Annotated in this window: 30 protein-coding genes; 19 read left to right on the top strand and 11 right to left on the bottom strand. The window is 49.2% G+C overall.

Features of this window, described 5'->3' with window-relative positions:
* Nucleotides 1-56 precede the first annotated feature (56 nt).
* Nucleotides 57-1,538 carry an amidohydrolase gene (locus ACFSUS_RS10055; protein WP_381522108.1) on the bottom strand — a complete coding sequence of 494 codons (1,482 nt, stop codon included), beginning with the start codon at nucleotides 1,536-1,538 and terminating at the stop codon, nucleotides 57-59.
* 362 nt (nucleotides 1,539-1,900) lie between these two features.
* Between ACFSUS_RS10055 and dndC the strand changes: the two genes are divergently transcribed.
* Nucleotides 1,901-3,175, top strand: coding sequence for a DNA phosphorothioation system sulfurtransferase DndC (gene dndC / locus ACFSUS_RS10050; protein ID WP_381522527.1), 1,275 nt, complete (start codon nucleotides 1,901-1,903; stop codon nucleotides 3,173-3,175).
* Nucleotides 3,168-4,151 carry an HNH endonuclease gene (locus ACFSUS_RS10045; RefSeq protein ID WP_381522106.1) on the top strand — a complete coding sequence of 328 codons (984 nt, stop codon included), beginning with the start codon at nucleotides 3,168-3,170 and terminating at the stop codon, nucleotides 4,149-4,151. The genes dndC and ACFSUS_RS10045 overlap by 8 nt, the downstream gene beginning before the upstream one ends.
* Nucleotides 4,152-4,178: 27 nt before the next feature.
* Here ACFSUS_RS10045 and ACFSUS_RS10040 read toward each other — a convergent pair whose 3' ends face one another.
* A complete protein-coding gene (locus ACFSUS_RS10040; protein WP_381522105.1) occupies nucleotides 4,179-4,412 on the bottom strand; it encodes a hypothetical protein in 234 nt (77 codons plus the stop codon).
* Between the two features lie 242 nt (nucleotides 4,413-4,654).
* On the opposite strand from ACFSUS_RS10040, the gene ACFSUS_RS10035 reads away from it, so the two are divergent.
* The 3 genes from ACFSUS_RS10035 to ACFSUS_RS10025 all read left to right on the top strand — a co-directional run bounded on the left by ACFSUS_RS10035 (nucleotide 4,655) and on the right by ACFSUS_RS10025 (nucleotide 5,664).
* On the top strand, nucleotides 4,655-4,888 hold the full coding sequence (locus ACFSUS_RS10035; protein ID WP_381522103.1) for a hypothetical protein: 234 nt from the start codon (nucleotides 4,655-4,657) through the stop codon (nucleotides 4,886-4,888).
* Nucleotides 4,889-4,999: 111 nt separating this feature from the next.
* Complete coding sequence (locus tag ACFSUS_RS10030) at nucleotides 5,000-5,260, top strand: hypothetical protein (protein ID WP_381522101.1); 261 nt, start codon at nucleotides 5,000-5,002, stop codon at nucleotides 5,258-5,260.
* Nucleotides 5,257-5,664 (top strand): type II toxin-antitoxin system VapC family toxin, encoded by a 408-nt coding sequence (locus ACFSUS_RS10025; RefSeq protein WP_381522099.1) that lies wholly within the window; start codon nucleotides 5,257-5,259, stop codon nucleotides 5,662-5,664. Before ACFSUS_RS10030 ends, ACFSUS_RS10025 begins: the two co-directional genes overlap by 4 nt.
* 313 nt (nucleotides 5,665-5,977) lie before the next feature.
* On the opposite strand, the gene ACFSUS_RS10020 is transcribed toward ACFSUS_RS10025, so the two are convergent.
* Complete coding sequence (locus ACFSUS_RS10020) at nucleotides 5,978-6,241, bottom strand: DUF2442 domain-containing protein (RefSeq protein WP_381522098.1); 264 nt, start codon at nucleotides 6,239-6,241, stop codon at nucleotides 5,978-5,980.
* Between the two features lie 83 nt (nucleotides 6,242-6,324).
* Here ACFSUS_RS10020 and ACFSUS_RS10015 point away from each other — a divergent pair, with 83 nt between their 5' ends.
* The gene (locus ACFSUS_RS10015) at nucleotides 6,325-7,419 is read left to right on the top strand and encodes a Fic family protein (protein ID WP_381522097.1); all 1,095 of its coding nucleotides are present in this window, start codon (nucleotides 6,325-6,327) and stop codon (nucleotides 7,417-7,419) included.
* An 83-nt stretch (nucleotides 7,420-7,502) separates the two neighbouring features.
* Here the strand turns inward: ACFSUS_RS10015 and ACFSUS_RS10010 are convergent, their stop codons facing one another.
* A complete protein-coding gene (locus tag ACFSUS_RS10010; RefSeq protein ID WP_381522095.1) occupies nucleotides 7,503-8,660 on the bottom strand; it encodes a cysteine desulfurase family protein in 1,158 nt (385 codons plus the stop codon).
* A 466-nt stretch (nucleotides 8,661-9,126) separates the two neighbouring features.
* On the opposite strand from ACFSUS_RS10010, the gene ACFSUS_RS10005 reads away from it, so the two are divergent.
* From ACFSUS_RS10005 to ACFSUS_RS09985, 5 genes are all read left to right on the top strand, one after another.
* Nucleotides 9,127-9,399, top strand: coding sequence for a hypothetical protein (locus tag ACFSUS_RS10005; RefSeq protein ID WP_381522093.1), 273 nt, complete (start codon nucleotides 9,127-9,129; stop codon nucleotides 9,397-9,399).
* Between the two features lie 183 nt (nucleotides 9,400-9,582).
* Nucleotides 9,583-10,164, top strand: a complete 582-nt coding sequence (locus tag ACFSUS_RS10000) for a DinB family protein (protein WP_381522092.1) — start codon at nucleotides 9,583-9,585, stop codon at nucleotides 10,162-10,164.
* A gap of 100 nt (nucleotides 10,165-10,264) precedes the next feature.
* The gene (locus ACFSUS_RS09995) at nucleotides 10,265-11,059 is read left to right on the top strand and encodes an SDR family NAD(P)-dependent oxidoreductase (RefSeq protein ID WP_381522091.1); all 795 of its coding nucleotides are present in this window, start codon (nucleotides 10,265-10,267) and stop codon (nucleotides 11,057-11,059) included.
* A 189-nt stretch (nucleotides 11,060-11,248) separates the two neighbouring features.
* The gene (locus ACFSUS_RS09990) at nucleotides 11,249-12,184 is read left to right on the top strand and encodes a polysaccharide deacetylase family protein (RefSeq protein WP_381522090.1); all 936 of its coding nucleotides are present in this window, start codon (nucleotides 11,249-11,251) and stop codon (nucleotides 12,182-12,184) included.
* 220 nt (nucleotides 12,185-12,404) lie between these two features.
* Nucleotides 12,405-13,373 (top strand): ABC transporter substrate-binding protein, encoded by a 969-nt coding sequence (locus ACFSUS_RS09985; protein WP_381522088.1) that lies wholly within the window; start codon nucleotides 12,405-12,407, stop codon nucleotides 13,371-13,373.
* Nucleotides 13,374-13,477: 104 nt separating this feature from the next.
* Here ACFSUS_RS09985 and ACFSUS_RS09980 read toward each other — a convergent pair whose 3' ends face one another.
* Nucleotides 13,478-13,717: a hypothetical protein gene (locus ACFSUS_RS09980; RefSeq protein WP_381522086.1), complete on the bottom strand. Its 240-nt coding sequence runs from the start codon at nucleotides 13,715-13,717 to the stop codon at nucleotides 13,478-13,480.
* Between the two features lie 186 nt (nucleotides 13,718-13,903).
* Between ACFSUS_RS09980 and ACFSUS_RS09975 the strand changes: the two genes are divergently transcribed.
* Nucleotides 13,904-14,224 (top strand): hypothetical protein, encoded by a 321-nt coding sequence (locus ACFSUS_RS09975; RefSeq protein ID WP_381522084.1) that lies wholly within the window; start codon nucleotides 13,904-13,906, stop codon nucleotides 14,222-14,224.
* Between the two features lie 283 nt (nucleotides 14,225-14,507).
* Here the strand turns inward: ACFSUS_RS09975 and ACFSUS_RS09970 are convergent, their stop codons facing one another.
* From ACFSUS_RS09970 to ACFSUS_RS09955, 4 genes are all read right to left on the bottom strand, one after another.
* A complete protein-coding gene (locus tag ACFSUS_RS09970) occupies nucleotides 14,508-15,830 on the bottom strand; it encodes a PKD domain-containing protein (protein ID WP_381522082.1) in 1,323 nt (440 codons plus the stop codon).
* Between the two features lie 196 nt (nucleotides 15,831-16,026).
* Nucleotides 16,027-16,197 (bottom strand): DUF1059 domain-containing protein, encoded by a 171-nt coding sequence (locus ACFSUS_RS09965; RefSeq protein WP_381522080.1) that lies wholly within the window; start codon nucleotides 16,195-16,197, stop codon nucleotides 16,027-16,029.
* A gap of 34 nt (nucleotides 16,198-16,231) precedes the next feature.
* On the bottom strand, nucleotides 16,232-16,591 hold the full coding sequence (locus ACFSUS_RS09960) for a DsrE family protein (protein WP_381522078.1): 360 nt from the start codon (nucleotides 16,589-16,591) through the stop codon (nucleotides 16,232-16,234).
* Between the two features lie 98 nt (nucleotides 16,592-16,689).
* Nucleotides 16,690-17,157, bottom strand: coding sequence for a hypothetical protein (locus ACFSUS_RS09955; RefSeq protein ID WP_381522077.1), 468 nt, complete (start codon nucleotides 17,155-17,157; stop codon nucleotides 16,690-16,692).
* Between the two features lie 253 nt (nucleotides 17,158-17,410).
* Here ACFSUS_RS09955 and ACFSUS_RS09950 point away from each other — a divergent pair, with 253 nt between their 5' ends.
* A complete protein-coding gene (locus ACFSUS_RS09950; RefSeq protein ID WP_381522075.1) occupies nucleotides 17,411-18,196 on the top strand; it encodes a response regulator transcription factor in 786 nt (261 codons plus the stop codon).
* A gap of 19 nt (nucleotides 18,197-18,215) precedes the next feature.
* The gene (locus ACFSUS_RS09945) at nucleotides 18,216-19,040 is read left to right on the top strand and encodes an alpha/beta fold hydrolase (RefSeq protein WP_381522072.1); all 825 of its coding nucleotides are present in this window, start codon (nucleotides 18,216-18,218) and stop codon (nucleotides 19,038-19,040) included.
* 72 nt (nucleotides 19,041-19,112) lie between these two features.
* Here the strand turns inward: ACFSUS_RS09945 and moaA are convergent, their stop codons facing one another.
* Nucleotides 19,113-20,093: a GTP 3',8-cyclase MoaA gene (moaA, locus tag ACFSUS_RS09940; protein ID WP_381522070.1), complete on the bottom strand. Its 981-nt coding sequence runs from the start codon at nucleotides 20,091-20,093 to the stop codon at nucleotides 19,113-19,115.
* A 152-nt stretch (nucleotides 20,094-20,245) separates the two neighbouring features.
* Between moaA and ACFSUS_RS09935 the strand changes: the two genes are divergently transcribed.
* The 4 genes from ACFSUS_RS09935 (at nucleotide 20,246) to ACFSUS_RS09920 (ending at nucleotide 24,667) form a co-directional block, all read left to right on the top strand.
* Nucleotides 20,246-20,785 carry a hypothetical protein gene (locus ACFSUS_RS09935; RefSeq protein WP_381522069.1) on the top strand — a complete coding sequence of 180 codons (540 nt, stop codon included), beginning with the start codon at nucleotides 20,246-20,248 and terminating at the stop codon, nucleotides 20,783-20,785.
* A 226-nt stretch (nucleotides 20,786-21,011) separates the two neighbouring features.
* Nucleotides 21,012-22,148, top strand: coding sequence for a hypothetical protein (locus tag ACFSUS_RS09930; RefSeq protein ID WP_381522067.1), 1,137 nt, complete (start codon nucleotides 21,012-21,014; stop codon nucleotides 22,146-22,148).
* 66 nt (nucleotides 22,149-22,214) lie between these two features.
* Nucleotides 22,215-23,108: a hypothetical protein gene (locus ACFSUS_RS09925; RefSeq protein WP_381522065.1), complete on the top strand. Its 894-nt coding sequence runs from the start codon at nucleotides 22,215-22,217 to the stop codon at nucleotides 23,106-23,108.
* Between the two features lie 8 nt (nucleotides 23,109-23,116).
* Complete coding sequence (locus ACFSUS_RS09920) at nucleotides 23,117-24,667, top strand: phosphatase PAP2 family protein (protein ID WP_381522064.1); 1,551 nt, start codon at nucleotides 23,117-23,119, stop codon at nucleotides 24,665-24,667.
* A gap of 86 nt (nucleotides 24,668-24,753) precedes the next feature.
* On the opposite strand, the gene ACFSUS_RS09915 is transcribed toward ACFSUS_RS09920, so the two are convergent.
* Nucleotides 24,754-25,146, bottom strand: coding sequence for a DUF983 domain-containing protein (locus ACFSUS_RS09915; RefSeq protein WP_381522062.1), 393 nt, complete (start codon nucleotides 25,144-25,146; stop codon nucleotides 24,754-24,756).
* A 338-nt stretch (nucleotides 25,147-25,484) separates the two neighbouring features.
* Here ACFSUS_RS09915 and ACFSUS_RS09910 point away from each other — a divergent pair, with 338 nt between their 5' ends.
* Nucleotides 25,485-26,387, top strand: coding sequence for a hypothetical protein (locus tag ACFSUS_RS09910; RefSeq protein ID WP_381522060.1), 903 nt, complete (start codon nucleotides 25,485-25,487; stop codon nucleotides 26,385-26,387).

Below are 26,387 nucleotides of genomic sequence, written 5' to 3'. Positions count from 1 at the left end.
GGCACACCTTTCGCTCTTTCACTCCGGTCCGGCGCTCCGGTTGACTCTTTCACTCATTATTTTCGATAGTCCAGTGCAGGTTTTCGGTCGCCGAGCAACGCTTCGTATTTGAAGTCGGCTCCGCGTTTCTGCTGCCATTCGGCACGGGCTTTCTCGATCAGGGCCGGTGTTTTGTACAGATCGAGCGCCGTTAAGGCCAACGTTTTGGCCGCCACGATCATGCCTTTCTGGCCGATGCTCATGCCACTGGCTGCTGTCGACTGCCAGCTGTGCGCCGACGAGCCCGGTACCCACGTAGCCGTTTGTAAGCCTACGGTCGGAACGGTCCAGCTTACATCACCAACATCGGTAGAGCCGCCACTCGTAGCACTTTCGGAGGCATCGCGGAAATCTTTTACCAGCGCTGCGTTGGTAATCGGTACTTTCTGGCCTTCGCCAAAGGTTTCGCTGATTTTGTTGGCAAAGGCAGTTTCTTCCGGCGTATACGTGACACCGCCGACGGTTTGCAGGTTTTTATGCATCACCTCGGCCAGTGTGACATTGGGCAGGAGGTTAAATACGCCACCTAGTACTTCCCACTCTACCTTGGTGCCGGTGCCTTTGGCGGCTCCTTCGGCTGCGTTCTCGATCCGTTTCCAGACGCTTTGCAGGATGTCGCGGTCTTTATGACGGGCGTAGTAATATACCTCCGCAAAGGCGGGCACAACGTTTGGGGCCTCGCCACCCTTCGTGATGACGTAGTGAATGCGGGTGTCGGACGGAATGTGTTCGCGCATCAGGTTGACCATGTAGTCCATGGCTTCAACGCCGTCCAGCGCCGACCGGCCGCGCTCGGGTGAAGCGGCTGCGTGGGCGGCAATGCCCTTAAAGCGAAATTTGGCGTTCTTGTTCGCCAGCGACGTACCGGCATCGGCGGCATTCTGCGAACCGGGGTGCCAGTGCAGCACCACATCAACGTCGTTGAACAGCCCTTCCCGCACCATATACACTTTCCCCGAACCACCTTCTTCGGCCGGACAACCGTAGATTTTGATCGTTCCGCTATGACCTGACTTCTTCAGCCAGTCCTTTATCTCGGTGGCCGCAGCCACGGAAGCCGTCCCGAACAGATTGTGTCCACAGCCGTGCCCACCTTTCTGTCCCTGGATGGGCGTGAATTCGGGTTTGGCTTCCGTCGCCAGACCGGGCAGGGCATCGTATTCACCCAGAATACCAATTACAGGTTTACCACTGCCGTAGGTCGCGACGAAAGCCGTCGGAATACCGGCTACACCCGCTTTCACGTCGAAGCCTTCTTTTTTGAGTTGTTCTTGCAGCAGTGCCGAGCTTTTCTCTTCCTGATAGCCGAGTTCGGCAAAGTCCCAGATTTGCTTCGAGATGCCCGCGTATTCCGGAAATCGTTTGTCAAGGTCGGCAACGATGGTTTGTTTGTCTTTGTCGGTTGAACCACTCTCTTTAGCGGCTGTTTTTTTCGCTTTAGGTTGGGCCAGGGCGAGTAGCGGCAAGAGCATGACTGTTGTGAGAAGTCGTGTTTTCATAGTGTCGGACCGCCGAAGCGGTTGTATGGGGAGTTGGTTGTAAGCTGATAAAAATAGGCGAAAAAGGTAAGCCGGGCAATGTGAAGAAGCCAATCTATGTAAAACGCGATGGACACGTCTTCAAGGCTTTACGTCATAGCCTATCCAGCGTTAGGAATTCCTAACGTGTTGTATTTATAAAAGCCAGCCTACCGAACCCTAAATTTCGGCATATTTGTAAAATTAACCGTTGTCAGAAGTTTACTTTATCCGGCAATAATCCTACTTTCGCCAATACCACCTCCGTTATGTCGCTCAAGCTCCCATTCATCGAAGACGAAATTATTGACCAGTATCTGTACGATGACAATCCACGTCCGTAGATCATTGGATTTAGTGGTGGTAAGGATTCGACCATGCTGCTACAGGTCGTCTGGCGGGCACTTTTGAAAATACCGGATGGTACTCGTAACCGTCCAATTTATGTGGTCTGTAACGACACGCTGGTTGAGAATCCTAAAATTGTTAGTTTCATTAATCGGACGCTCGAACGGGTTCAAAAAGCAGCCGCCGAGCAAAGTCTGCCTATTACCGTTCACCGCACGACACCCCGACTTGAAGACACATTCTGGGTGAACCTGCTAGGACGGGGCTACCCCGCGCCGAATAACTCGTTCCGGTGGTGTACCGAACGGCTTAAGATTAACCCGACGACGCGCTTTATTCAGGAGAAAATCAGCGAAAAAGGAGAGGCTATCATTCTGCTCGGTACACGTTCGCAGGAAAGCCAGACCCGCGCCCGGTCCATGAAACGGCATTCGATGAAAACGGGTCGGTTGCGCAAGCACCTGTTGCCAAATGCGTTCGTTTTTGCGCCCTTGCAGGATATTACAACCAACGAAGTTTGGCAATACTTAATGCAGATTGATGCCCCCTGGGGTGGAAAGCACAAAGAACTGCAAACATTGTATCGCAATGCGAATACCGATGGTGATTGCCCATTAGTAATTGATGAAACAACGCCTTCTTGCGGACAGAGCCGGTTTGGGTGCTGGGTTTGCACGGTTGTAGCCCGCGACAAGTCAATGGAAGGGTTGGTAGTGAACGGCGACGATTGGATGGAACCGCTCATGGAATTTCGGGATGTATTGATCAACACGCGTAACGACCGGGCTTACCGCGAAATGCGCCGACGTACCGATAGTCCGTTCAAAGAAGATGATCCAAATACGTGGGGACCATACACGCCCGAATCTCGTGCCAAATTCCTGACAATGCTACTCCGGGCGCAACGTGAAATCCAGCTTTCGCAGGGTGAGGACATGCAATTAATTTCACACCAGGAGTTAGTTGCTATTCAGTTGACGTGGTATCGCGACGGGATTTTTAACTATAAAGTTGCCGATATTTATAACCAGATAAATGAACAACAAATAGACATGAGCAAACACGAAGAGAAGTTCAAGCGGGAGGAGCAACTGCTACGGGAAGTATGCGCCGACAACCCCGATGATTTCAACCTGATCCAGGAATTGCTGACTCTTCAGAAGAATAAATCGCTGATGAAGGTAAAACGCAACCTTAAAGACGAGTTGGAGCGGCATATTGAACGACATTTGGCTAAAACGAAACGAAGCGAAGAATCTATTCATGCCTGAAAAATCTATACTTGATTACTTTATCTACGCTTTTACGCATCTACACCGGGATGAAAAAAACGGCGGTGCTCCTCACCAACCAATCCTCCTGTTAAGTGTAATTCATGAATACGAATCAGGGCGCATAAATACCAACAGGATATATATTACGCCAGAGCTAACTCATTCTTTTTCGGTTTACTGGTCAGCTTTAGTAACAACAAACCACACTCTTGGCTTTGCTCTGCCTTTTTACCATCTGAATAATGCGAAAGGTAATTGGTGGCAGTTAGTGGCTAATCCCGGTTGTGAAATCTGGTTAGAGAATAAAGGCTCAATGAAAAGTTTCGGCAACTTGAACGTAGCAGTTGCTTACGCTGAAATAGACAATAAACTTACTGATCTGCTGCTCCGCAAAGAGACTCGTCAGATTCTGCGCCAAACATTATTAAGTAAATATTTTCCCAATCAACAAACGCAACCGAATGTTTCGGAAGATGGCTACGTTGACGGCTTACTTAAGGATATAGTAGAAGAAAGCCCTGCTCAATACAAAGCACAAATAATTGACCTGAAAACCCGGCTTGACCCCGAAACGTATCAAGTTGAAGTCTACAACAGAGGGGCTGTGTTTCGGCGGGAAATAGTGAAAATTTATAATGAAACCTGTTGCATTTCAGGCGTTCGCGTATCCGCTACGTTTACAATAACTATGGTAGATGCCTGCCATATTATGCCGTTTGCGCTTCACTTCAACAATAGTCTAACCAATGGCATTGCACTTTGCCCCAATCTCCATCGGGCATTTGACCGTGGTTTAATCGCTATAGATGATAATTATCGGGTGATTCTATCTGAAGCGTTTACCGAAAATGTAGATAGCCCGTTTAGCTTTAAACAGCTAGAAGGTCAGCAGATTAATCTGCCAAAAGACAAGCAATTTCAGCCATCATTGGAAGGTTTTGCTTGGCACCGGATGAACACCTTTAAGAAGTAGTCTATTTATGATTGTGATTTTACAGATTTATGGCCGTCCTGATGGACTCACTTGACCAGCGTAAAAGATTGGCTTTATCGCCACTATCTCGTGATTAGGAAACTTATGCCGGGCCTGAAGGTAAGCCAATCGCTCGCACTCGTATTGCCCTTCCTCCCACTCCCATTGCAATAGATATAAAGTATCGCTAGGATCAATAATTTGTCTACTAACAACAAATGCATTTCGGTATTCATCAAACTTAATTTTAATACTTTCCATATAGCAAATGGGTTTTATCTACCTGCACAGATGAGATGATAAGACGCACATCTTCCAGTGAAAAAAGCCTGAAAAAGTAACTGTGGTGTGTGTTTGAATGATTTTTGATACTTTCATCAGGCTTTTTGACACGATAATACTGATAATACTATTGATCAGTATTCTAATAGCTAGGCCAGCGTTGCATGAGCGCAAAGCAAGTAAAAAATCGTTATCTTGCTGATAGCTAACCCCAGACAGCTATGGATACGGCCCCGGATTTAGAACAACTGATTACGGAAGGCATCAAAGGTTTATCAGCACAATACCTGAGCGAGGTAGCTGATTTCGTCGTGTTCATCCGGCGTCGGGCTATGGAACAGGAGCCGTATGATGCAGAGAGCATCCGTCAAGAACTGAGTCTCTTGGATGCTCGTGAGCGGCAACACCTCGAAGACGAGTTTGCCGATTTTGACCAGCAATTACCGGAAGAATGAATCAGTACATTACTGACACAATGACCATTGTGCTATATCTGGAAACGGTTTGGTAAGCAACCTAGCCACCCTAAATTTCGTTATCTTGCCAATAGATAACCGTGTATGCGTATGGAAGCGACGTTTGTAGTGAATCCCAAAGAGATTGATGCTCAAGTGCTTGAGCGAATGCTTAGCTTTTTCGTAGATAAGGAAAGATCGGTAATTGTTCACATGACCGAAGCCCAGCCGAAACAATTCGACTTTCACCAGTTATTTCAGGGTATGGAAGCAATTCGGATGAGAACAGAGCTTGTTCCGATTCCGGTTAATATTGGGGATATAAACGAACTAATCGACAGCGTCAATGACATGGACTTTGATCAACCATGACCTATTTTGACACCGACGTCCTCGTTCATTATTTTGTAAACTACGATCCAACCAAACATCAGCAGGCACGGCAGGTAGTGCAACAGGCCGTTGATGAAAAAACGTTTTACGTGTCGCTGTTGTGCATTCAGGAGTTGAGCTTTGCAATGACTAAGCTGCAACAGTCGCTGATTGATATAAATCAGGCAGTGAGTCAGTTATTGTTGACAAGCCCGATTGGCTACAACCTGGCCAACTTCCGACGAGCCTCAGAAATCGCGCAGCACATTGGCTTCAAAAATATCAATGACTGTCTGCACACGGCCATCGCTGAAGCGCAAAACTGCACCGGGTTGATAACCTACAATCGAAAAGAATTTGATCGCATTCGTTCGTTAACCAGCTTAACGATCAATATTCTGTAGTGCCGATGGCCAATCAACGTCTTTATCGACTTGACGTGGCCTCAGAAGTGCCACAGCCGGGAAATAACTTAGCGACGCTTTTAGCTGGCTCAGCAAATGGCGCTCAACATTATCCAAGTAAATCTAAAGTCAGATTTAAAATTTACTTGGATAACGTAAAGTTAACGGACTATCGCTCGTAACTCTTCCACTATTTCCTTCACTCACTATAGCCGTTACGTCTGCGTCGGTGTTGAACCCTCCCAGGCTAAACCGTAGACACGAGAACGGTTCTTGCTCGTTTAGGCTGAGCGCTAGTAATACGTGCTAGGGATCAATACATAGCTGGGGCTACGTATCCTTGATGCAATTGTGAAATGGGAAAAATCATGTCCCAGTCTCTTCCCCAAACCAAGTTACCCCGTTCAAGCCGGAACCGTTTGAAATTGGTCAGTTTGCGGTATTTGTTATGTTGAGGATGCGGGTGATTCAGCAAAAAAGGACCAAAATCAACCACCTGCGACGTCCTATCAGAAAATGATAACCGCAGCTGATATTGATCTACATAGTCGGCATTGGTAACTGTAAGCGTTCTCATAGTTTGTATAGGTTTGAAATCTATCATGTACACAAAATGCACACGAGTCGATTGTCATGTACAAAAAAAGCACATTTTTGTACATGATAAATTTACAGCTCGACCATCCCTACAATCAGCTACCTCTGTTGCCACCTATGCGTGAGCAAATTGAGAGTTTGCCTATTCTTCGGCAGGAAAGCCGGTCCGTTCGGGCATTGGCAGAGCTGAAAGGGTTAACCCGACTGTTACCTAATCCAGATATCCTGGTTGATGCACTGGTGCTCAAAGAAGCGAAAGCCAGCTCGGAAATCGAAAACATAATCACCACCAGCGACCGATTATACCAGGCCTTAACCACCGAAGGGCGACTGGTTGACAATGCCACCAAGGAAGTTTTGCGGTATCGTCAGGCACTGTATACCGGGTTTCGCTTTGTTCGCGAACGAGGTTTTCTAAGCACCAATGCAATCATAGCCATCCAGCAGGAATTAGAAGCCAATCAAGCGGGCATTCGGCGATTACCCGGTACGGCGTTGCGTAACGACCGCACCAACGAAGTAATCTACACACCTCCCGACGACCCGAATGTACTTCAGACATTGATGCGAAACCTGGAATTGTACCTGAATTCAGATGAGGAGGATGACGTTTCGCCCTTGATCAAATTAGCAATTCAGCATTACCAGTTTGAGAGCATTCACCCGTTTTACGACGGCAATGGCCGCACGGGACGTATTATCAACGTATTGTATCTGATCTTGCAGGACCTGCTGACCGAGCCGATTCTTTATCTAAGTGGTTACATCATTAGTCATAAGGCTGACTACTATCGGCTGCTACAGGAAGTACGCACGCGTCAGAACTGGACGGATTGGATTCTATTCATATTGCGGGCAGTGGAGGAAACCGCCCGACAGACAATTGAGCAGATACTCAGCATCCAGACGCTTTTTGATCAGACGAGCGAACAAATACGGCGCGAAGCACCCCGTGTTTATAGTAAAGAACTGGTTGAAGTGCTGTTTCTGTATCCTTACAGCAAGATTGAGTACGTTGTCGAGCGGTTAGCAGTTGACCGGCGAACAGCTTCCAAATACTTGCGTACAGTTGAGAAGCTTGGCTTGTTACGCTCGGAGCAAAAGTGGAAGGAAACCTTATTCATTAACACCCGTTTGTTCGACTTACTGAGAGAATAGTTAAATACCGAAACTAGGTGGTATTGAACAATTAACCCCGTAAATTTTAAATTCAATTTAAAATTTACGGGGTTAAGATGGCGTTACACCAACGCCCGCAACTCTTCCACAACTCCCTTTACCGCATCAATCGTAGTTGCTATATCTGCTTCGGTATTGAACCGCCCGAGGCTAAACCGCAGACACGAAAAGGCTTCCTGCTCATTTAAGCCCAGCGCCAGTAATACGTGCGAGGGATCAATAGAAGCCGCCGTACATGCTGAACCGTTGGAAACGGCCATGCCTTCTAAGCCCATAATTAATGCGTCGCTGTCGCAGTTTTCAAAATAGATGTTGGTGACGTTGTACAGCCTGTGTTCCTGATTACCGTTTATTTTAGTACCGGGAATCGTCAGCAAGCCCGTTTCCAGTTCGTCGCGGAGGGCGCTGATGCGCAGACTGTCCTTTGCCATGTCTAGCCGGGCGAGCTCGGCGGCCTTGCCGAGTCCGACAATACCCGGTACGTTGAGCGTTCCACTTCGTAAACCGCGCTCATGGCCTCCGCCGTGTAGCAGTGCTTCTAACTTTACTTTATTCGGGCGACGCTGACGGATGAACAGGCCACCGACACCTTTTGGGCCGTAGAATTTGTGCGCCGAAAATGTAAGCAGGTCAACCGAAGCGTCGGACCGTCCCATCGCATCCACATCAATCGGCATCTTACCAACGGCCTGTGTTGCGTCGGTCATGAATAAGGCACCCGCTTCGTGGGCCAAAGCCGCAATTTCGTTGATGGGTTGAATAACGCCCGTTTCGTTGTTGGCCAGCATTACCGACACCAAAATGGTATCTGGCCGGATAGCGGCTTTCACTACGTCAATATCGAGTAACCCGTCAGACTGAACAGGTAAATAGGTGATCTCGAAGCCACGCGTTTCCAAATAGTGGCAAACATCGAGCACAGCTTTATGCTCAGTCTGAACGGTAACGATGTGTTTGCCCCGACTTTGATAATTTTCAGCGACGCCTTTAATGGCCAAGTTGATTGCCTCCGTAGCGCCCGACGTAAAGACCAGTTCATGTGTTTCGCAACTTAACAAATCGGCTACCTGCTGCCGGGCGGTCTTGACGGCTTCGTGCGCCGATACGCCAAACGGGTGCGTGCTGGCGGCATTGGCGAAGTTGTCAGTCAGGAACGGCATCATCGTATCCAGGACGCGCGGGTCAATGCGAGTGGTGGCGTTATTGTCGAGGTAGATCATTCAGTAAAGATAAGCAGCAGAAGATAGGGTTTGAGAGATTACGTCGGTACGTTTTCACGGGTTTCTACATAGGCGGGTTACGGAAGCTGTACGGGTTAATCCGGCCAGGGTACGAACGGCGTTTCCTACAGGCTTGGGCTGAGCAATTATATGTCGAAAAGGGGTTGTATTGTCCATAACGGGACAAAGCGTGCTGAGCGAGGCATTTTGCTACCGACGCTGCGCTGTTGCGTCCCTACGGGACGAAGGGTGGGCTACTCGTAACTGTAAGCCGCCTTGGCGCTTTTGGGAAGTGAGTGCAGGAAAAGACGTTGTAAGATTTTGAATAACGGAATTGATGTTTACGTGACGTCGTAGAGAGTTGTCAGGCCATGCGATAAAGCATAAAGTAAAGTTAACAGCAACGATGAATGGTCTTTCGCAAATCAGTCGTTAGAACGGTATTCACTTTCAAACCCCAACTTTCATGAAAAACATAACCATCACCTTAGACCTGAAATCGCTGTGCATCGGCGCTTTGGGCGTATTCGCTATCATGTCGCTGTCGAACTTCAATAAATCAGATACGCACCAGCAAGACACGGGTGAGATACGCCGGTACCAGGTAGCCACCGGCGAGAAGGGCACTGTTATTCTCGATACAAAAACAGGGAAGTACATCTTTGAGGGCACTACCATCGGAAGACCTCGCTGGCTGAAAGGTGATTTCGAAGAACTCCAAAGCCAGGAAAAGAAATAGCTGCTTAGTGCCTAGACATTATTTCCCCCGCGTTGGCAATTTGTCGACAATCTCGTCGGTTGTGGCTAGTTCGCTAATGCGGGGGAATACATGTTTCGTGGGCAGCGACTCCGTATGTTTGCACCGTAGACAACGCTACCGGAATCAACCTGTGGCGAACGACAATGCTCATAAAAGCTACCCATGACAACTACACAAACGACTACTAATCTCGAACAGCTTCAATACCCCATCGGGCGTTTTGCGCCGAAGGAAGATTACTCGATCGAAGAGGTAAACCGGATGATCGGGCTTCAGGAAACGGCACCGGCCCGATACCAAAAGCTGCTCGCCGGGCGCTCGGATGAAGACCTTGCCAGAACGTATCGGGAAGGAAGCTGGACCGTCCAGCAACTGGTTCACCACATAGCCGATATTCAACTGCTGAATTTCCTGCGGCTCAAGAAGGCGCTGACCGAAGATGACTACGTGATAACCTTGGTGCAAATGAACGATTGGGCGAAAACGCCGGATGCTACGACTGCACCAATTGACGATTCATTGCTGATGTTTGACGGCATCACCCGGCGGTTTGTGTATCTGTGGCGCACGCTTGACGAGCAAACGCAGACCAAAACGTATTACCACCCATCCCGGCAAATTAACCTGAGCCTGAAGCAGTTTCTGTACATGGCCACGTGGCATGTCGTGCATCATCAGGGGCATATCGAGTTAGCACTGGGGCTTCAACCAAGTGCTTTCCTGGGCGATGGGCTTAGCAGGTAGCTTAAAAATGTAAACTAATGCCGATCCATAGCGATTACTTAGTACGAAAGTCGCAAGTGGGTAGGGTGCCTGCTTGCATTATGTTCTAGCAAATCTCTGTATGGACTTACAATTAACAGGCAAGACAGCCCTGGTTACCGGCTCGACGGCGGGTATTGGCTTTGCCATTGCTAAACTGCTGGCCAAAGAAGGTGCAAACGTTGTGCTAACCGGGCGGAGCCAGGAACGAATCGACGAAGCAATTGGCAAGATTCAGGCCGAAGCTGGTGGCGGAACGCTGACCGGTGTAGTAGTCGATTTTGGCAAGGTGGACATGATCGACCAACTGCTCAAACAAGTACCGGATGTGGATATCCTCGTTAATAATGTGGGTATCTTCGGTCCAAAAGACTTTGAGCATATTACCGATGAAGAATGGCTTAGATTCTTTGACGTCAACGTCCTGAGTGGTGTTCGGCTGTCGCGGGTTTATTTCCCGAAGATGCTGGCTAAAGATTGGGGACGCATCCTGTTTATTTCCAGCGAGTCGGCCCTTCAGATTCCGCAAGAGATGATTCATTACGGCACTACCAAAACAGCACAGCTCGCCGTAGCGCGGGGATTAGCTGAGTTAACAAAAGGCACCAACGTCACCGTAAATTCAGTTTTGCCCGGCCCGACCAAGAGCGAAGGCGTAGGTACGTTCGTTAAAGAACTGGCCGACAAACAAGGCATCAGTGAGGATGAGATGGAAGATCAGTTCTTCCGCGAAATGCGTCCGACTTCTTTAATTCATCGCTTCGCCACAACCGACGAAGTCGCGCAGATGGTCGCGTTCCTGTGTAGTCCGTTATCCTCAGCCACCAACGGAGCCGCCATCCGCGTTGATGGGGGCGTCGTCAAAGCCGCTGTGTAACGTAGCTGGGATTGGTGTAGCTCCGAAGCGGTAACGACGGACCGGTGGGGGCTACACCAATCCCGGCTACAAGCCGGTTAGGGTAACAAGCTACAAACACAACAGGTAATTAAAAATTTTAATCACTTGCGCAGAATCTCCTAGTTACCCGCTCAGATTTCAGTATGTTTGGGGGTACACTAATTTGCTATGTTTACTCGTCAGTCAGTATCTCTCGTAACAGCCCTTTGCCTGTCTGTTCTTATTACCAGTGGCATCACTGGTTGTCAATCCAAAGGCTCCGACACCAACGAAGCCGCCAACACGACCGCAGCTGCGGCAGGGGCGAGCCCCGAAAAGTCCGCCGACGCGAACGCTAAGCCCGGCGCATCTGCAGCAGTAGACCCTACTAAGATTCCAGTCAGTAAAATAGCCGATGCCGCTACGATCCTGAGCCGTCCGCAGGTGCCAATCCTGTGCTACCACCAAATCCGCGACTGGCGTGCTAAAGATTCAAAAAGCGCGAAAGACTACATCGTTCCCGTAGCCGCTTTCAAAGAACAAATGCAGATGCTGGCGGATAGCGGTTATCATACCATCCTGCCCGACCAGCTGTATGCGTACCTGGCAACCGGAGCACCGCTACCTCCAAAACCAATCATGCTTACGTTCGACGACGGCGACCTCGATCAGTATACGGTGGCGATGCCCGAGTTAGAGAAGCATGGGTTTAAGGGTACGTTCTTTATCATGACGGTAGCCATTGGTCGGCGGGGAAAACAACCCTACATGGATAAAACCCAGATTAAAGATTTGGCAGACCGCGGCCACGTCATTGGCGCGCACACCTGGGATCACCACAACGTGAAAAAATACCAGGGTGAAGACTGGAAGATCCAGATCGAAGAGCCAAAAGCAAAGCTGGAGGCTATTACGGGTAAGCCCATTCATTACTTTGCTTATCCGTTTGGCTTGTGGAATAAGCAGGCGCTTCCTGAATTGCAGAAACGTGGTTACCTGGCCGCCTTCACATTAGCCGACGGCCGCGACGAAGAAATGCCGCTCCTGACCGTCCGACGTATTATTGCGGGTGGTCAATGGAAAACAAAAACCCTGTACCGCAACATGATCGGAAGTTTTGATTGAACAGGGTAGCCAATAAATTTATAAAACACAGCGTCACAGAACACACAAAGGGCCTAACTAGCTACTCCGTGTGTTCTCTGTGACGCTGTATTTAATTAGCCTTTGTAGCACTATTCAGGTAATAAATAAGAATGAATAAATAGCTTTTAGGCTCATTGGTTTTATGTCTAAACCTTATGGTTGCTGTACTGTTTAGGTACCCGAAACACTACTGTATTCTATGGATACCCGCATTCGCTTAGCCCTCGATTGGACGCCAAATACCAACCACACCGGATTTTATGTTGCTTTGGCAAAAGGAGCTTACCAAAAAGCTGGTCTTGATGTAGAGATCATCCTCCCTGACGAAGACAATTACCAGGTGACCCCCGCTAAACGAGTCGCCCAAGGGACTGCCGATCTGGCCATTACGCCTTCTGAAAGTATCATTAGTTACCAGACGAATGGGGTGCCGCTAGTAGCTATAGCCGCTGTATTGGCTCGCGATGCCAGTGCTATTGTTACGCTCAAACAAAGCGGCATCACCCGGCCACAACAGCTCGACGGTAAAGTGTACGCATCTTATAGCGCTCGATACGAAGATGAAATCGTTCGGCATATGATTCAGAACGATGGCGGACAGGGACAGTTTGTGGCGCACAAGCCCGCCCGGCTCGATATGTGGCAGACGCTCTTGACGAACGAAGCTGACGCTACCTGGATCTTCCTGCCGTGGGAAGGGGTCGAAGCTGACATTCGCGGTATTGAGCTTCATCAGTTTTTGCTGGACGATTACGAAATCCCATACGGCTACAGTCCGGTGCTGGCCGCTCATAGCGACTGGGCCAACGAAAACGCGGAAGCATTACGTCAATTCCTGGAAATAACGGCTGCGGGTTTCAAGTTTGCCGTTAAAGATCCTGACGAAGCCGCCCGGTTGTTGGCTGAAACGGCTAAGCATCCCACATTATCGAATCGAAACTTCCTGGAGCAAAGTCAGCAAATGGTGTCGGGTTATTACCTGGATGGCGAGGGTAACTGGGGATTCATGCACCGGACCGTTTGGGCGTCGTTTTCCAGCTGGTTGATTCGTAATGAGCTACTGAAGAATACAGAGGGTGAACTGATTCCGCAAATTGATCCGGAGACGCTGTTTACCAATGAATATTTAGAAGGAGTACCAGCGCTTGCGGTCGAGAAGTCCGCTTAGCTGTCTAAAGCAGTCGACGGACCATTGATTTGGTAGTTCGTTTCTTCAGGAGCAACCTCGAGGTCGTAATTTACATTGCCGTAGGTAGGGACAGACCAACAACATCAGACTGTTACGCTGGTAGTCTGGCGCAATAGCACTGCTGACCATCCACCAACCACCACCGCCATACCTACCTGTAACCAAGCCATTGGAGTTTTGACGCCGTTGACAATAGCCAGTGTATGTAGCACGACCCAGCCCGTATTCTGAAACACGAGCATCCAAAGCATAGCTTGACTGCCACTAGTGAGGCCCGTGCTTCGGAGAACCCAGCAGGCCACCCCTTGTGCAAGCAGTATCATGCCCCACCCCTGCGCTATAAAGGCTGCACCGGGATTGAATCAGCTGGGGTTAGTCAGATACTGAGTGGCCATGACTTGAGGAGCGAATACGAGCCCTAGCCCAAACAGTACGTTTATAAGGGTAACAAAAGAGAACAGATTTCGGGAGTTCATAGTCTATTGGGTTTAACAATGATTTATTAATCTTTGCGTAACTCGATAGCCGACGTCTTGCCCCGCGACAATCGCATCAGTAAACAACTTGTAGTGTTCTGCACCCTGTTTTGGATCGTACATCTTCTTGATGAGCGATTCGACATCAAAGTCCCCGCCTTTGATGTAGGGGTCCATGACAAACAGGTAAATGGAGGTACCATCAGAGTTTGCTTTCAGCGGGTGCATAACCCGTGTTTGCTGGAATACGCGTTGTGCGGAAGCCGACAATTTGTTGGCTCCCGCTCAGAATATGTCGTGTATAAAGTGTTCGTACTGTTTTTGTTTTCCGGCTTTGACCGGATAGGCCCATGATTAGTTAGGCTCACATCATCTGGTACAGTAGCGGTGATTGACCCCTATCACCCGCCATGTGGGCTTCGTAGTCGCTCATGCGTCAAGCGCGACCCGTTTTGCTATGGTGTGGCTTCCTCTTTTTCTTTTTGGCAACCTACTGCAAGTACAGCGGGCAAAACTGAATACCTTACTAAGGTGCACAGGGGCAACACCCCGATAACTACTTCTTCTATGATGGTCTGGATTTGACAGCGAAAATTTACCGTAGAACCATTTTGTAGATAGGCCAATCGAGTCCGGTTTATAATCGCCGGTAGCGTTCCATAAAATAGGTGATATTGAGGGGCAGCTTTGTCAACGTATTTTTAAACACAAAGTAGTAATTGCCCGCAGGAAGCTTCAGTTCTTCGACGGCTAATGTGCCATCGGCACCCGCTACATAATCAGTGTATGATTGAAAAGTCCGGCCGCTGGTGAAGTTGGCCAATTCGCTTTCGGGAATAAAATAGCCCCTTAAATTCCACGAAGAATAACCACCATTGAATACATACCGAAAGCCTTCCTGAATGGTGAATTTGTGATACAGATATTCGCCAGCCTGTAATGTCTTTAAGTCTTTAATATATATATCGACAAACTCACAGCGGTCTGATTCCGGAATCTGCGTAGCATAGTAGACCTGATAACAGTAATAGTTTTCTTTGCTATTTCCGCTGGCGTCCCGAACGCCCACGTAATATGTACCCGGATCGAGTGTCAGAAATTCATAGCCGTTCTGTTTATCAAACACTCCCCAGCCCTGGAACGCACCGTTGTTGATGAATTTTGCGTATTCATCGGCCGTCATAAGGCCCGCTTGAGAAGCATAGCGCGAGGTGTTCATAATCACCACGGGTGTGGGCCTGGTTATTCTAAACGAACGAGCGGTCAACTCTTTAGATTGCAGCGAAGTGGCATGGCGTGCCAGATACCGAAATGGATTAATATTCGAGGTGGTTGGCGGGGCAGCAGCCCCTTTTACGGATATGATTGTTGATTTCTGTGTCGACTGACTTCTCGTATCGGTAGCTGTCAATTTCACCTCATAATTGCCTGCTCTATTATACTCTTTTGTCGGGTTTGTTTCGACTGAAGTTGTGCCATCGCCAAAATCCCATTTATAACTACTCGCGTTTTTTGATGTATTCGTAAATGTGATTTTTATAGGAGCCGTCAAGTTACTACTAGGAGAGAATGTGAAATCAGCCGTAGGTTGGGTAGCGGGTGGCGTAACGACCGTAGGATTCTCTACCGAAATCGTGCGTGAATACGTGTCCGAACCACCCTTGCCGATTGCCTTCAACGTAATAGTGTACGTGCCTCCAGTACTTATTTGTAAAGTTAGGTCTTCATCCGTGTCCGTTTGGCCGTTGCCATACGTCCACAGATAGCTATCTGCGTTGGTTGAAGTGTTGGTAAAGGAGATGGTTATAGGTGCGGTGAGGTTGCTGTTGGGCGTATAAGAAAACGATGCGTTAGGAGCGGGAACTGGATCGGTTTTGGTTGTACACATACTCATAGCAAATACTACAGTGAGCATGGATGACCAAATAATTGACCTGAACTTAACGAGAATCAGTTTCATGATGTGGAGTGGATTGTGGAGTTAAATAAGATTACTCAGGCTACATTGGCCGAAATAATTCTTTGCAGCGCTCATGCGTGAAGTGCGACCGATTGTTCAAATGTCTTGCGTCGGCCAGTAACAGCGCGGCTTCAAAGAGATTTTTCATTGGATTGATGAAGTTGGTGAGTACGTAGAAGCGGAGCCGTGCGGGTAATTATTCGTCGTGAATCAGCGATTTTAGACCCTCGGCGAGTTCGGGCGTTACGGTTACGCCGTGAATGCTATAGGCGTGTTCAGCGGCTTGCGTCAGAATAGCTTCTTCGGTCTCAGCTTTGATTTGTGCGTTGCAGTCGAAACCCGCATCGCGGCAGTTCAGGGTTTTCATGGCGTTTGAACTAAGGGTGTCAGGTGAAGTTAACTTAGTACGTAAAGAGTCGATCACTGTCGGCGGCAAGCTGAACCAGTTTGGTAGGCATGGCAAATTCAGCGGGCTTACCGGCTATGTCGGCATCGGCAACGCCCCGCGCTTTGGCCGACATCCCCGATACATAAAATCGTGCTCCGCCTTTGGCCAACGCATCGTAGTGTTCACGGAGTTTACCCGTACCCAGCCCTTCAATCTTATCGAGCTCAGCGTCGCGTAGCAATACAGCTGCATCGCCTGCCAGAAAGAGCGTAACGGTATGCCCTTCGGCGAGGGCCGTTTTGGCCACCAGAAAACCCAGCGCAGCACGGGTAGGGTCGGCTGGACTGCAAGTGATGTGAATGAGAAATTTCATGGTCGGCTTGTTCGGATTGGGTTGTGCAAACGAAGTACTTACAAACAGGAGCAGTACAGGAAGTAGTCGGGCGTTCATAAAAAACAGAAAGGGCAGGTTTATTTTAGAGGTGGGACATACTTAATTGATACTGATCCGACGTGAATGATTTTCCAGACACCGCTCCTGTTCTCCGGATAGCGAGTCCGGTAGGAGAAGTTCCCGGCTCCATCGTCATGGGTCAGGTGTTGATTATACTGGACAAAGGCCGTGTTGCGGTTCAGCCGTATCTGCTCGTTCGTTGTATCAATTTTTACCCCAACGGGTTTCCGCCCAGCTATGATTGCAGCCGCATTGGCTGGCATTACACTTTGGCTAACCTTACTTGTCATAGCACCATAGCTTAGCGCGCGTGCTTCAGCAACATTGGCCCAACAGTTGCGCCAGGCGTTAGCGTCGGCAGCACAATAGGCCTGAGTTTCGTTTTGGACCAACGTTCTGATGGCCGCTGTATCGTTGCTTTGCGCCACAACAAGCGTAGCACTCGGCAGGGCAGCAACGATGAAGCTTGAAATAGACAACTTCATAGTTAAAAGCACTGGCCTACAGTTCTTTAAAAGATAGTGTGGATATAAGAGTAAAAGTTAGCTTTGCTGACCGGTAAGCCAATATTCTCTGTTTGATGGTTTATTGGCTGCTCAACGGGCCTTCTCTGCCTTTGAATTACTCTGACAAAAATCGCAGTCTGTAAGTTGGTAGACAATACTCATTTTTAAGTATATTTATCACTTGACTTTAAGTATTTTATTTTCAAAGTCTTGCTATCCACTGGCCATACAGATGAAAACCGTTACCCTCCCAACCTATGTCGATTACCTTAACCTACTGGCGCAACAGCCTCAACCCAGTGGGTGGGATTATGGGCAGTACCTAGCCGAAGTCGGTACGCGGCACCTGTGGTCGGGGCTATCCTCGACCGATGTGTTTATCCTCGATTACAGTTCCAAACAATATCCGTTTCTAAGTCCAGATGCGAAACAGGTAATTGGGCAACCCAGAGAAGCTTTTGTGGAAGGGGGGCTGGATTTTATGCTCTACCACCGACACGATTTTGCCGTGTTCAGCGAAACAATATTTCCAGATGAGGTTCGGTTTATTGCCCAACATCAGGATGAAGACCTGGCCTCGTTTCGGTTTTCCAAGACCTACCGATTCAGAAATCAGGAAGGGCATTATCGTACTATTTTGCAGCGAAATACTATTATTAGCGTAAGCGAGCAGTCAACGCCTATTGCCATTTTTGGCTCGGCGACCGACATTACTGATTTTACCGAAAAAGGGAAGATTGTTCATCAGATCGAGCAGTATGATTCAGTGAATCAGCAATGGAAATTGCTGTTGTCGAAGGAGTACTTTCCGGATATAGCACCGGATAACCTGTTGAGCAAACGGGAAATTGAAATTATGAAGTGGGCCGTAGAAGGCTACAGCAGCAAACAGATTGCCGACAAACTTCACGTTAGTTTCAACACAGTGAACACACACCGGCGGAATATGCTTCGTAAAACCAACTGCCAGAACTCGCTTGAATTGTTACAGTACGCCATAGCGCGTAAACTTTTGTAGTAAACCATTTCTGCCGCTTATGACTGATTCTATACGTGAATATGACACAATCATCAACGGCATTACTATCCATTGCATGGAAAGACCTGGTGCGGGTGAGCTCACCATCTTGTTTGTCCATGGCCGTTGCATGTCAGTCCGCGTTTGGGAAAAGCAATTTGCAAGTCCGCTGCTCCGCTCCTCTCGGCTGGTGGCATTTGATCTGCCCGGGCATGGTACATCGGGAAATGCTGCCGGTTCGTCGGAGTATAGTTTGGAAAGCTACAGACAGATGTTGATTGAGCTAATCGCGCATTGTCAGCTGACCCAATTTTTCCTGGTTGGTCTTTCTTTGGGTGGGCATATCGTGTTGCAGGCCTTACCCAAGCTGCACGGATGCCGGGGTGTTTTTGCTATGACCATGCCTATACTTAAACCACTGGAGGCCGAACGCATGTACACCAGAAAATGGCTGGATGGGCGGGCACTGCAACCAAATCCTTTGCCTGCTGATGTTGATGAATACGTAAACCATATGCTCCGGTTCGCGCCAGATTATGTCCCGGACTTTTTAAAAACTGACTTCAACCGTACTGACCCGGCCGTTCATATAGGACTTTTGCAGACTATCATCAACGAGAACTATGAAGACGAGCTGAAATTGATTGAAAATAACCACATTCCCGTAGCGCTAGCGGCTGGCGTAGAAGATCAAATTCACGAGCTGAGCTACCTGAAAACGCTCGATCTACCCATCTGGCGACATGAACCCCAGTTTGTCGATAAAGCCGGGCATCTACTGCCGTGGGAAAACCCGGTTACGATCAACGAATTGCTGGCCAGTTTTATTGAAGACTGCGCGTAATGGAAGCCGCCTAAAATTGTCGTCTTGCTGTATCATTCAGCAGGGCTATCACATCGGCTACCCAATGAACATTCACCCACCAATCGTTGCCATAGATTCAGTGACACTATCGCGCTTGCCCTCCGCTTCAAAACCATTCGCCGGGCGATGGGCGAAAGCCTTCAGAAAAGCAGCCGTCAATTCTTCATCTGAAGCGCCGGAACGTAGTAAGGCCCGAACATCCAGCACGCCAGTATCGTACAAACAGGTTTTGAGTGTTCCCTGTGCGGTCAGACGGATGCGGTTGCAGGTGCCACAGAAGGTGCGGCTGAAGGCGGCAATCACGCCGATTGTTCCCTGATGGCCCGGTACCTGATAATTCGCCGAGGTCGAAAAAGGCGAATCGGGCAGTTTTTTCAGCAACGGAAAATGCCTACGGAGTTCGTCGACAATGCGCTGGTGTGTCCAATGTAATACTGGGTAGTGACTCCCTTCACCGTTGAACGGCATCTCTTCAATAAAGCGTACATCAACCGGTGCCGTGCGGGTCAGATTAGCCAATGGAATTAAGTCCTGCGTGTTCTGCCCATCCATCACAACCGCGTTGATCTTAGTCTGAATGCCGACCGCCAGGAGCGCATCTAACGTTTTCAGGACAGCCGGTAGTTCATCCCGCCGGGTAATTTGCCGAAAACGCTCCCGATCTAACGTATCCAAACTTAAGTTTACCGCTTTAACCCCCAGCGCGGCTAGGTCAGTCACGTGTGGTGCCGTCAATACGCCGTTGGTTGTCACCGAGAGGTCGTTAAGCCCCTCAACGCTGGCCAGCTTGTGCATGAAGTCCATCAAGCCTGTCCTGACAAATGGCTCTCCACCCGTGATCCGTACCTTCGAGACTCCCAACCTGGCCAACACACGCACAATACGCTCCATCTCCTCGTAGGTCAGTACCTGATGCCTGGGCAGGTACTTGATTCCCTCTTCGGGCATACAGTAAAAGCACCGCAGGTTACAGCGGTCCGTCACGGCCAGTCGGAGGTAAGTGATGGGGCGGTTGTGGTTGTCGTAAATCATTGGCTATCGGACTAACACAAATCTACGAATTTTGATTGCAGAGGTAAGAAAAAGGAAACCCCATTAACAAACTAGAAAAACAGAGTCAATAGAAAAGTGTATGGATTGTTTCAGAATTAGTATTATTTTTGGGATAAATTTACTTTGTTTCCGTGAAGAAAATTGTTTCTATAAGTCTCTTTGGCTTGCTACTCTACCACACCCTGGCTCATGTGCTGGTGTGTGTGGGCGCGTGGTGGCAGGCAGAGCATGACTTATCGGAACGATTGCTGGTGTATCGGTCAGTTGACAGTATTGTCGAGTTTCAGATTCCTCTCAAAGATTCCCCCGATGCCAGCGCCATTACGACAACTACCTCCGACGGTTTCACATATCGGGGACATTATTACGACGTAGTGAGTCTGGAAGTACGGGGAGACACGCTGCATATCGCTGGCTTAGAATCTGAAAGTCGATCGTTCTGGCAAAGTGATTTATTATCTTTTCTGAACGACCACGTCACCGGTGCCACCAATTCGCACCAGAAAGAAAATCAACTTCTGAAGTTGTTGTTGAAAGAATATTCACCCAATCCACGCGTTAGTTTTTCCTTTCCCTCTCCTGTTTGGCGCGAGGCCATACGTATCCCACAACAATTGTTTGTGGTTACTGCCCGCGCGCTGCCTGTTCATTCACCCCCGCCCGAAGTGTAAGCTGTTTTCCTGGTATTTAAGACTGCTTTCTTGCGCTTTCCGGAAGAGGTTCACTGCTGAGTTGGTGTTGAGCCTACCCACGCGTTTGGTGTTTGATACTTAAGTCTGTCTTCACCGACAGCCTATGTGTCAGCGTGCACTATCGGTGAAGTGATCAGTGTCCTCAAAGACCACGGGTAAAGTAGTCTTAGCACAAATCCATCAAACATCTTAGACATTCGAATTCATGAAAGCGACATCTACTATCGTTCTGGCGATAGCGTTTATATTTCTTTCTATTGCATCCGTCTGGGCGCAGGGCTGTGTGGCAGTCCGGCACATGAGCTGCTCGGCTCCAGCAGGCATATCCATGCAGGGCACCAACTCCGCTGATTTTTTTAAACAACGTACTGGTCGCTGGCAAGTGTCGGCGGGCTACCGGTTCTTCCGTTCCTATAAGCATTTTGTGGGCGACGTTGAACAAAAACAGCGCGTTGAGCAGGGAACACAGGTGATCAACGTATCGCACGCCATTGATCTGGGCATCACGTACATTGTCAACCCTCGGCTGTCGTTCTCGGCAAATCTGCCCGTTCAGGATAACGATCGTTCTTCTCTTTACGAACATTACGGCAACGCCGTTGCGCAAAATCCTGAGCAAAAGCGGTTTCATACAGGCTCGCGTGGCATTGGCGATCTACGCCTTTCGGGAAGCTACTGGCTGGTTAATCCCGTTAAGCTACCTAAAGCAAATTTAGCCGTTGGAGTAGGAGTAAAGCTGCCAACCGGCAACTACCGCGTAACCGACGATTTCCATAAACTGACAAAAGAAGGGGCCGACTATACCATCAACAAGCCCGTTGATCAGTCCATCCAACTCGGCGACGGTGGCGTAGGAGTAAGCATCGAACTACAAGCCTATGCGCAACTAACAAAGGGGCTGACGGCTTATGCCAACGGCTACTACTTGTTCAATCCCCGCGAAACGAATGGCGTTGTTCGCAGTCCGGAAGCAACTACAATTGATCTGGTGACGGGCAAATTCTCGGTGGCTGACCAGTTTGCCGCCCGTGTTGGATTGAGTCAGTCAATCGCGTTCATCCCTGGCTTATCAGTAATGCTCGGTGGCCGCGTTGAGGGCGTCCCGGCCATCGACGCGTTTGGTGGCAGTAGTGGTTTTCGTCGGCCCGGCTACATTGTATCGGTCGAGCCCGGACTGGCCTACATGCGCCATAAAACGTCTGTTGCTGCTACAGTTCCAGTAGCTATCTACCGCAATCGCATCAAGAGCTTTGCGGATCGGCTCGACCCGCTGGGCCTGAGGCAAGGTGACGCTGCTTTTGCGGATTATCTTATTTCTGTCAACGTATCTCGCTGGTTTTAATACTTGAAAACCCTACGGCCGGATACTAGCCCCTGGCCGTAGGGAACATCATTTACCGTACTTATCATGAAAAAAATTAGTCAGTTGCTGCTCATAGGCATCGCGTTTGTATCAGCTCCGGCCTGGGCCCAGATGCCACACGACGCCATATATATGCCTAAGAAAACGGTATGTATTGCTGGTATGTATAGTCATAGCTCCTGGAATCAATATTGGGAAGGGTCGCTCAAGCGCGAAAACTTCAATATTGGTACCCTAACTACACAAAGCGTTGGGATAATGCCCGCTATTGGTGTTAGTGATCGGGTCAACGTCATCTTAAACTTGCCTTACGTCTGGACGAGCACGAGCGCGGGTAACTTAATGGGCCAGAAAGGCCTCCAGGATGTATCGGCCTGGCTGAAAGTAAAGGCTGTACAAGTGGGTGGACTCTCCTTACATGCGGTTGTAGGCGGCTCCGTTCCGGTCAGCAATTACGTCCCTGACTTTTTACCGTTGTCGATTGGATTACAGGCTCGGACGGCCATCGGACGGCTCCTGGTCAACTATACGCATCCTAAAACGGGGCTGTACCTGACCGCACATGGCTCTTATAACTGGCGGAGTACCATCAAAGTTGACCGGGATGCTTATCAGGCTGAGGGTCGAGTTTATAACACGAATGTGGTGAGCGTACCCAATGCCTATGACGCAGGCATAAGGCTGGGTGTTGTGCGCCAGAAATGGCAGACTGAAGTATGGGCTGAACGCATGGCTGGCCTGAGTGGCGACGACATTCGCCGGAACGATATGCCTTTCCCCACCAACAACATGCAGGCAACGTCGGTCGGCTGGTATGGTAAAGTACAACCTCGCAACATTGGCCTCAACGCCCGGATCGGTTACGTCATTGATGGCCGAAACGTGGGCCAGAATACAAGCTATACCGTTGGTGTTTTGTACCAGTTAAATTTTAAGTAAGCATCCCTATGAAATCAATAATCCGTAACATTGTCATAGCCAGTGTATCTGTTTTGGGCGTTTCGGCCTCTCTGATATCCTGCGATAAAAGTATTACTGAGCCTCAGCGCGTTGGTTATACACCCGCCAGTGTAGATGAAAAAGCCGGAACCTGGAAAACATACGTATTAACCAGTCCAACTGACGTAACACTAGCTACGCCATCGGCTACTTCTTCGGCAGAATATCAGGCCGAACTAGCCGATTTGAAATCAAAATCGGCTAGCCTTAGTCAGGAGCAGCAGGAAGCGGTCGTGTATTGGGGAGCTGGGGCTGTTTATCGCTGGAACGAGATTGCCCGTGAATTGGCGGCCCGCTATAACGTACCCCCGGCGTCGACGCCCGACGGTAAGTATCCTGTTCCTGACGCGGCTAACCCGCTGGCCGACCCACGGTTTCCGTTTGCTAATCCGCCTTACACCGCTCGTGCCCTGGCGTATTTGAGCGTAGCGCAGTACGATGCGCTGGTAGCGGCCTGGAGTTACAAGTATCAATTCAAGCGAGTGGCTCCATCAAAAGTTGACGGTACCGTGCGCGTGGCATTGCCAACGTCGGCATTACCGTCGTATCCATCTGAAGATGCCGTCGTGGCAGCTGCGTCGTATACCATATTGAAGGCGATGTTTCCTGGCGAAGTGCCGTTCCTGGACGCTAAACTGGCCGAGCATCGCAACAGCCGCTTGTGGGCGGGCATGAACGTAGCGAGTGACCTGACAGCGGGCAGTGACCTTGGCAATCAGGTGGCGGCCAAAGTGATGGGGCGTGCCAGAACAGACGGCATGGGTGCCGCTAACAACCAGACTGTGACGGCTGGTATGATCGAATCGGCCAAAGCCCGGGGCTTGACTGAGATATGGACAAGTCAGGAAAGCCCTATTCGCCCACCAATGCTGCCTAACTACGGAGCTGTTTCGACCTGGAATTTCGATGCGGCTACTAAGATAAAGCTGCGTCCAGAAGCTCCCCCAGCCCTGAACAGCCCCGAGTTTACGAAAGCATTGGACGAGTTGAAGGCCATCAACAAAAACCAAACCCGTGAACAGGCTCGCATCGCCAACTTCTGGTCGGACGGTGCCGGAAGTTACACACCACCCGGTCACTGGCATCGTACGGCGGCCAATGCGGCTCACGAGGCCAAGTATAGTGAAATACGTATGGCCCGAACGTTAGCCCTGGTCGGCACAGCGTTGATGGACGCTGGTGTTTGCTGTTGGGAGACGAAATACTACTATTACTACCCGCGGCCACAGCAGTTTGGTTTAAAAACATCGGTTGGTCTACCCAACTTCCCGTCCTACACATCGGGACATTCTACGTTCTCCGCAGCTGCTGCTACAGTGCTGGGCAGTGTTTTTCCCGATCGTGCCAACGAATTTGAAGCACAGGCAAAGGAAGCATCAGATTCACGTATGTATGGGCTGATTCATTATCGTTTCGACTGCGAAGTTGGCTTAAAGTGTGGTAAGAACATTGGGGCGTACGCCGTGGCACGGGGTAAAGCCGACGGCTCAGGATTGTAAACCGAGCTTTAATTAATTGCTAACAAAGACAATGGCAACCTGCTGAAGGTTGCCATTGTCTTTGTTACAGATTTCTTCGAACGTGTTTATAACGCTTTTGTTGGCGTATGTATTAAGCTAGGATCAGGGGCAACAAATATTGTTAGCCATGTCCGGCGGGCCATCCGGAAAAAATAGGGCGTTAGAAGCACTAACGTAGGGATCAAGCCCATCAAATAATAGTCCAGGTCAATGTCAAGCCATAATACAACTACCCCGAACGTAAAAAGGGTATAGATGGTGTAAAAGGCATAGCTCACGAACATAGACGCCCAGTAAAAGCCAGGCTCTGGCATAAAATTCTCACCGCAATGCGGGCAGTGCTTGTGCATCTGGTCGAAATGTCGGCTGAACGCACTTTTCTCAACAAAGAAGTCGCCTTGATGACAACGAGGGCATTTGTTATTCAGAACACTATAGAATCGGCTGTCAGTTAACATGGCTATCGAGCGGTTATGGATGTCTGTTTCGGGTTTCAGCACGCAATTAGTACGTGCTTTAAAACAATGTAAAAGTACCTGACCCGAACCGCTCCTATAAGGACAGATTCGCCTATGTATAGGACAAATCAGCCGTTGGTATTGGGGAACCTACTGATATTGTTTGGAGGGAATTAATAAAAAGTATAGTATACAGAATAACTAGTAAGGATGTTTTGAAAAGGAGCAACACAACTTTCGCCTGCCCGTATCGATATGGGGCCGGTTATACAGAATACCAATTTAGATAACGGACGAGTAAACCTAACGATTAACTTTACTCGCTCTACTACTATTCTATGCGATCTATACCCATCACGCTTGCTATCTTCTTTTCTGTTTTTTTAGGCCAGCAAACCAAGGCGCAAGGATTGGTAGACGGGTTTATGCGAGGGAAGCGACACGGATTATTAGCCGTAACCTATTCGCAGGGGTCTTACGATACGTACTACGTCAACACGACCGAAGTTCGTAATCCTAATCTGGGTACTGTTTCAACCCAGGCGCTTAATCTCTATGCCAGCTATGGGCTGGACTATGACCTCGATTTGATTGTATCTGCTCCCTACGTTCGTACCGAAGCGAGCGCTGGCTACTGGCAAAAACAGGAAGGTTTTCAGGATCTATCGGCGGCCCTGCGGTGGGAAGCGTATGACTATAAGTTCGGCGGCCTCAGAGTGTCCTGGTTATTTTCGGTAGGGTATTCAATGCCGCTCCAAAACTACGTGATTGACTCACCCGTAACCATCGGACAAGGCTCCCGCAACATCGACGGCCGCACGATGTTGCACTTCAAGGCGGGCGCTTTCTTCCTCACAGGTCAGTTTGGCTACATCCGGCGCGGTAAAGTGACCCTCGACCGAATCGTTAACTATTACGATCCCAGCCAGCTCAATCCCAACAGCGGCACATCGGCCAACGTACCGGACGTAACGGATGCAGTCGTACGTACTGGCATAACAACTAAGCATTTCTATCTAGATGGCTGGGCTCAGCGCCAAACCCCTTATAACGAAGGGACCAACATCGGTCCCGGTATTCCGTTTCCAACGAACGCTATCGGGTTTACCCGCGTGGGCGCCACGGTGTATATACCCCTGCTGAAAAAATTTGGTTTAACCGCGGGTTATAGCACGACCCTGAGCGGCCGAAACACTGGCAAAGCCGAACGGCTGAATGCAGGAATTGTTATTGGACGATAG

Origin of the sequence: Spirosoma soli (assembly GCF_042684525.1) — a bacterium.
GTDB lineage: Bacteria > Bacteroidota > Bacteroidia > Cytophagales > Spirosomataceae > Spirosoma > Spirosoma soli.
This window is presented reverse-complemented; position numbering and strand designations above follow the sequence as displayed.

Excerpts from the sequence above, each read along its gene's own strand:
- ACFSUS_RS10030 (WP_381522101.1), top strand. The coding sequence starts at position 5,000 with ATGGAAGCGACGTTTGTAGTGAATCCCAAAGAGATTGATGCTCAAGTG.
- ACFSUS_RS10055 (WP_381522108.1), bottom strand. The coding sequence starts at position 1,538 with ATGAAAACACGACTTCTCACAACAGTCATGCTCTTGCCGCTACTCGCC.
- ACFSUS_RS09945 (WP_381522072.1), top strand. The coding sequence starts at position 18,216 with ATGACTGATTCTATACGTGAATATGACACAATCATCAACGGCATTACT.
- ACFSUS_RS10035 (WP_381522103.1), top strand. The coding sequence starts at position 4,655 with ATGGATACGGCCCCGGATTTAGAACAACTGATTACGGAAGGCATCAAA.
- ACFSUS_RS09965 (WP_381522080.1), bottom strand. The coding sequence starts at position 16,197 with ATGAAAACCCTGAACTGCCGCGATGCGGGTTTCGACTGCAACGCACAA.
- ACFSUS_RS10010 (WP_381522095.1), bottom strand. The coding sequence starts at position 8,660 with ATGATCTACCTCGACAATAACGCCACCACTCGCATTGACCCGCGCGTC.
- ACFSUS_RS09955 (WP_381522077.1), bottom strand. The coding sequence starts at position 17,157 with ATGAAGTTGTCTATTTCAAGCTTCATCGTTGCTGCCCTGCCGAGTGCT.
- ACFSUS_RS10000 (WP_381522092.1), top strand. The coding sequence starts at position 9,583 with ATGACAACTACACAAACGACTACTAATCTCGAACAGCTTCAATACCCC.
- ACFSUS_RS09920 (WP_381522064.1), top strand. The coding sequence starts at position 23,117 with ATGAAATCAATAATCCGTAACATTGTCATAGCCAGTGTATCTGTTTTG.
- ACFSUS_RS10040 (WP_381522105.1), bottom strand. The coding sequence starts at position 4,412 with ATGGAAAGTATTAAAATTAAGTTTGATGAATACCGAAATGCATTTGTT.
- ACFSUS_RS09970 (WP_381522082.1), bottom strand. The coding sequence starts at position 15,830 with ATGAAACTGATTCTCGTTAAGTTCAGGTCAATTATTTGGTCATCCATG.
- ACFSUS_RS09990 (WP_381522090.1), top strand. The coding sequence starts at position 11,249 with ATGTTTACTCGTCAGTCAGTATCTCTCGTAACAGCCCTTTGCCTGTCT.
- ACFSUS_RS10025 (WP_381522099.1), top strand. The coding sequence starts at position 5,257 with ATGACCTATTTTGACACCGACGTCCTCGTTCATTATTTTGTAAACTAC.
- ACFSUS_RS10020 (WP_381522098.1), bottom strand. The coding sequence starts at position 6,241 with ATGAGAACGCTTACAGTTACCAATGCCGACTATGTAGATCAATATCAG.
- ACFSUS_RS09950 (WP_381522075.1), top strand. The coding sequence starts at position 17,411 with ATGAAAACCGTTACCCTCCCAACCTATGTCGATTACCTTAACCTACTG.
- ACFSUS_RS09995 (WP_381522091.1), top strand. The coding sequence starts at position 10,265 with ATGGACTTACAATTAACAGGCAAGACAGCCCTGGTTACCGGCTCGACG.
- ACFSUS_RS10005 (WP_381522093.1), top strand. The coding sequence starts at position 9,127 with ATGAAAAACATAACCATCACCTTAGACCTGAAATCGCTGTGCATCGGC.
- ACFSUS_RS09960 (WP_381522078.1), bottom strand. The coding sequence starts at position 16,591 with ATGAAATTTCTCATTCACATCACTTGCAGTCCAGCCGACCCTACCCGT.
- ACFSUS_RS09910 (WP_381522060.1), top strand. The coding sequence starts at position 25,485 with ATGCGATCTATACCCATCACGCTTGCTATCTTCTTTTCTGTTTTTTTA.
- ACFSUS_RS10015 (WP_381522097.1), top strand. The coding sequence starts at position 6,325 with ATGATAAATTTACAGCTCGACCATCCCTACAATCAGCTACCTCTGTTG.
- ACFSUS_RS09925 (WP_381522065.1), top strand. The coding sequence starts at position 22,215 with ATGAAAAAAATTAGTCAGTTGCTGCTCATAGGCATCGCGTTTGTATCA.
- moaA (WP_381522070.1), bottom strand. The coding sequence starts at position 20,093 with ATGATTTACGACAACCACAACCGCCCCATCACTTACCTCCGACTGGCC.
- ACFSUS_RS09980 (WP_381522086.1), bottom strand. The coding sequence starts at position 13,717 with ATGATACTGCTTGCACAAGGGGTGGCCTGCTGGGTTCTCCGAAGCACG.
- ACFSUS_RS09915 (WP_381522062.1), bottom strand. The coding sequence starts at position 25,146 with ATGTTAACTGACAGCCGATTCTATAGTGTTCTGAATAACAAATGCCCT.
- ACFSUS_RS10045 (WP_381522106.1), top strand. The coding sequence starts at position 3,168 with ATGCCTGAAAAATCTATACTTGATTACTTTATCTACGCTTTTACGCAT.
- ACFSUS_RS09985 (WP_381522088.1), top strand. The coding sequence starts at position 12,405 with ATGGATACCCGCATTCGCTTAGCCCTCGATTGGACGCCAAATACCAAC.
- ACFSUS_RS09930 (WP_381522067.1), top strand. The coding sequence starts at position 21,012 with ATGAAAGCGACATCTACTATCGTTCTGGCGATAGCGTTTATATTTCTT.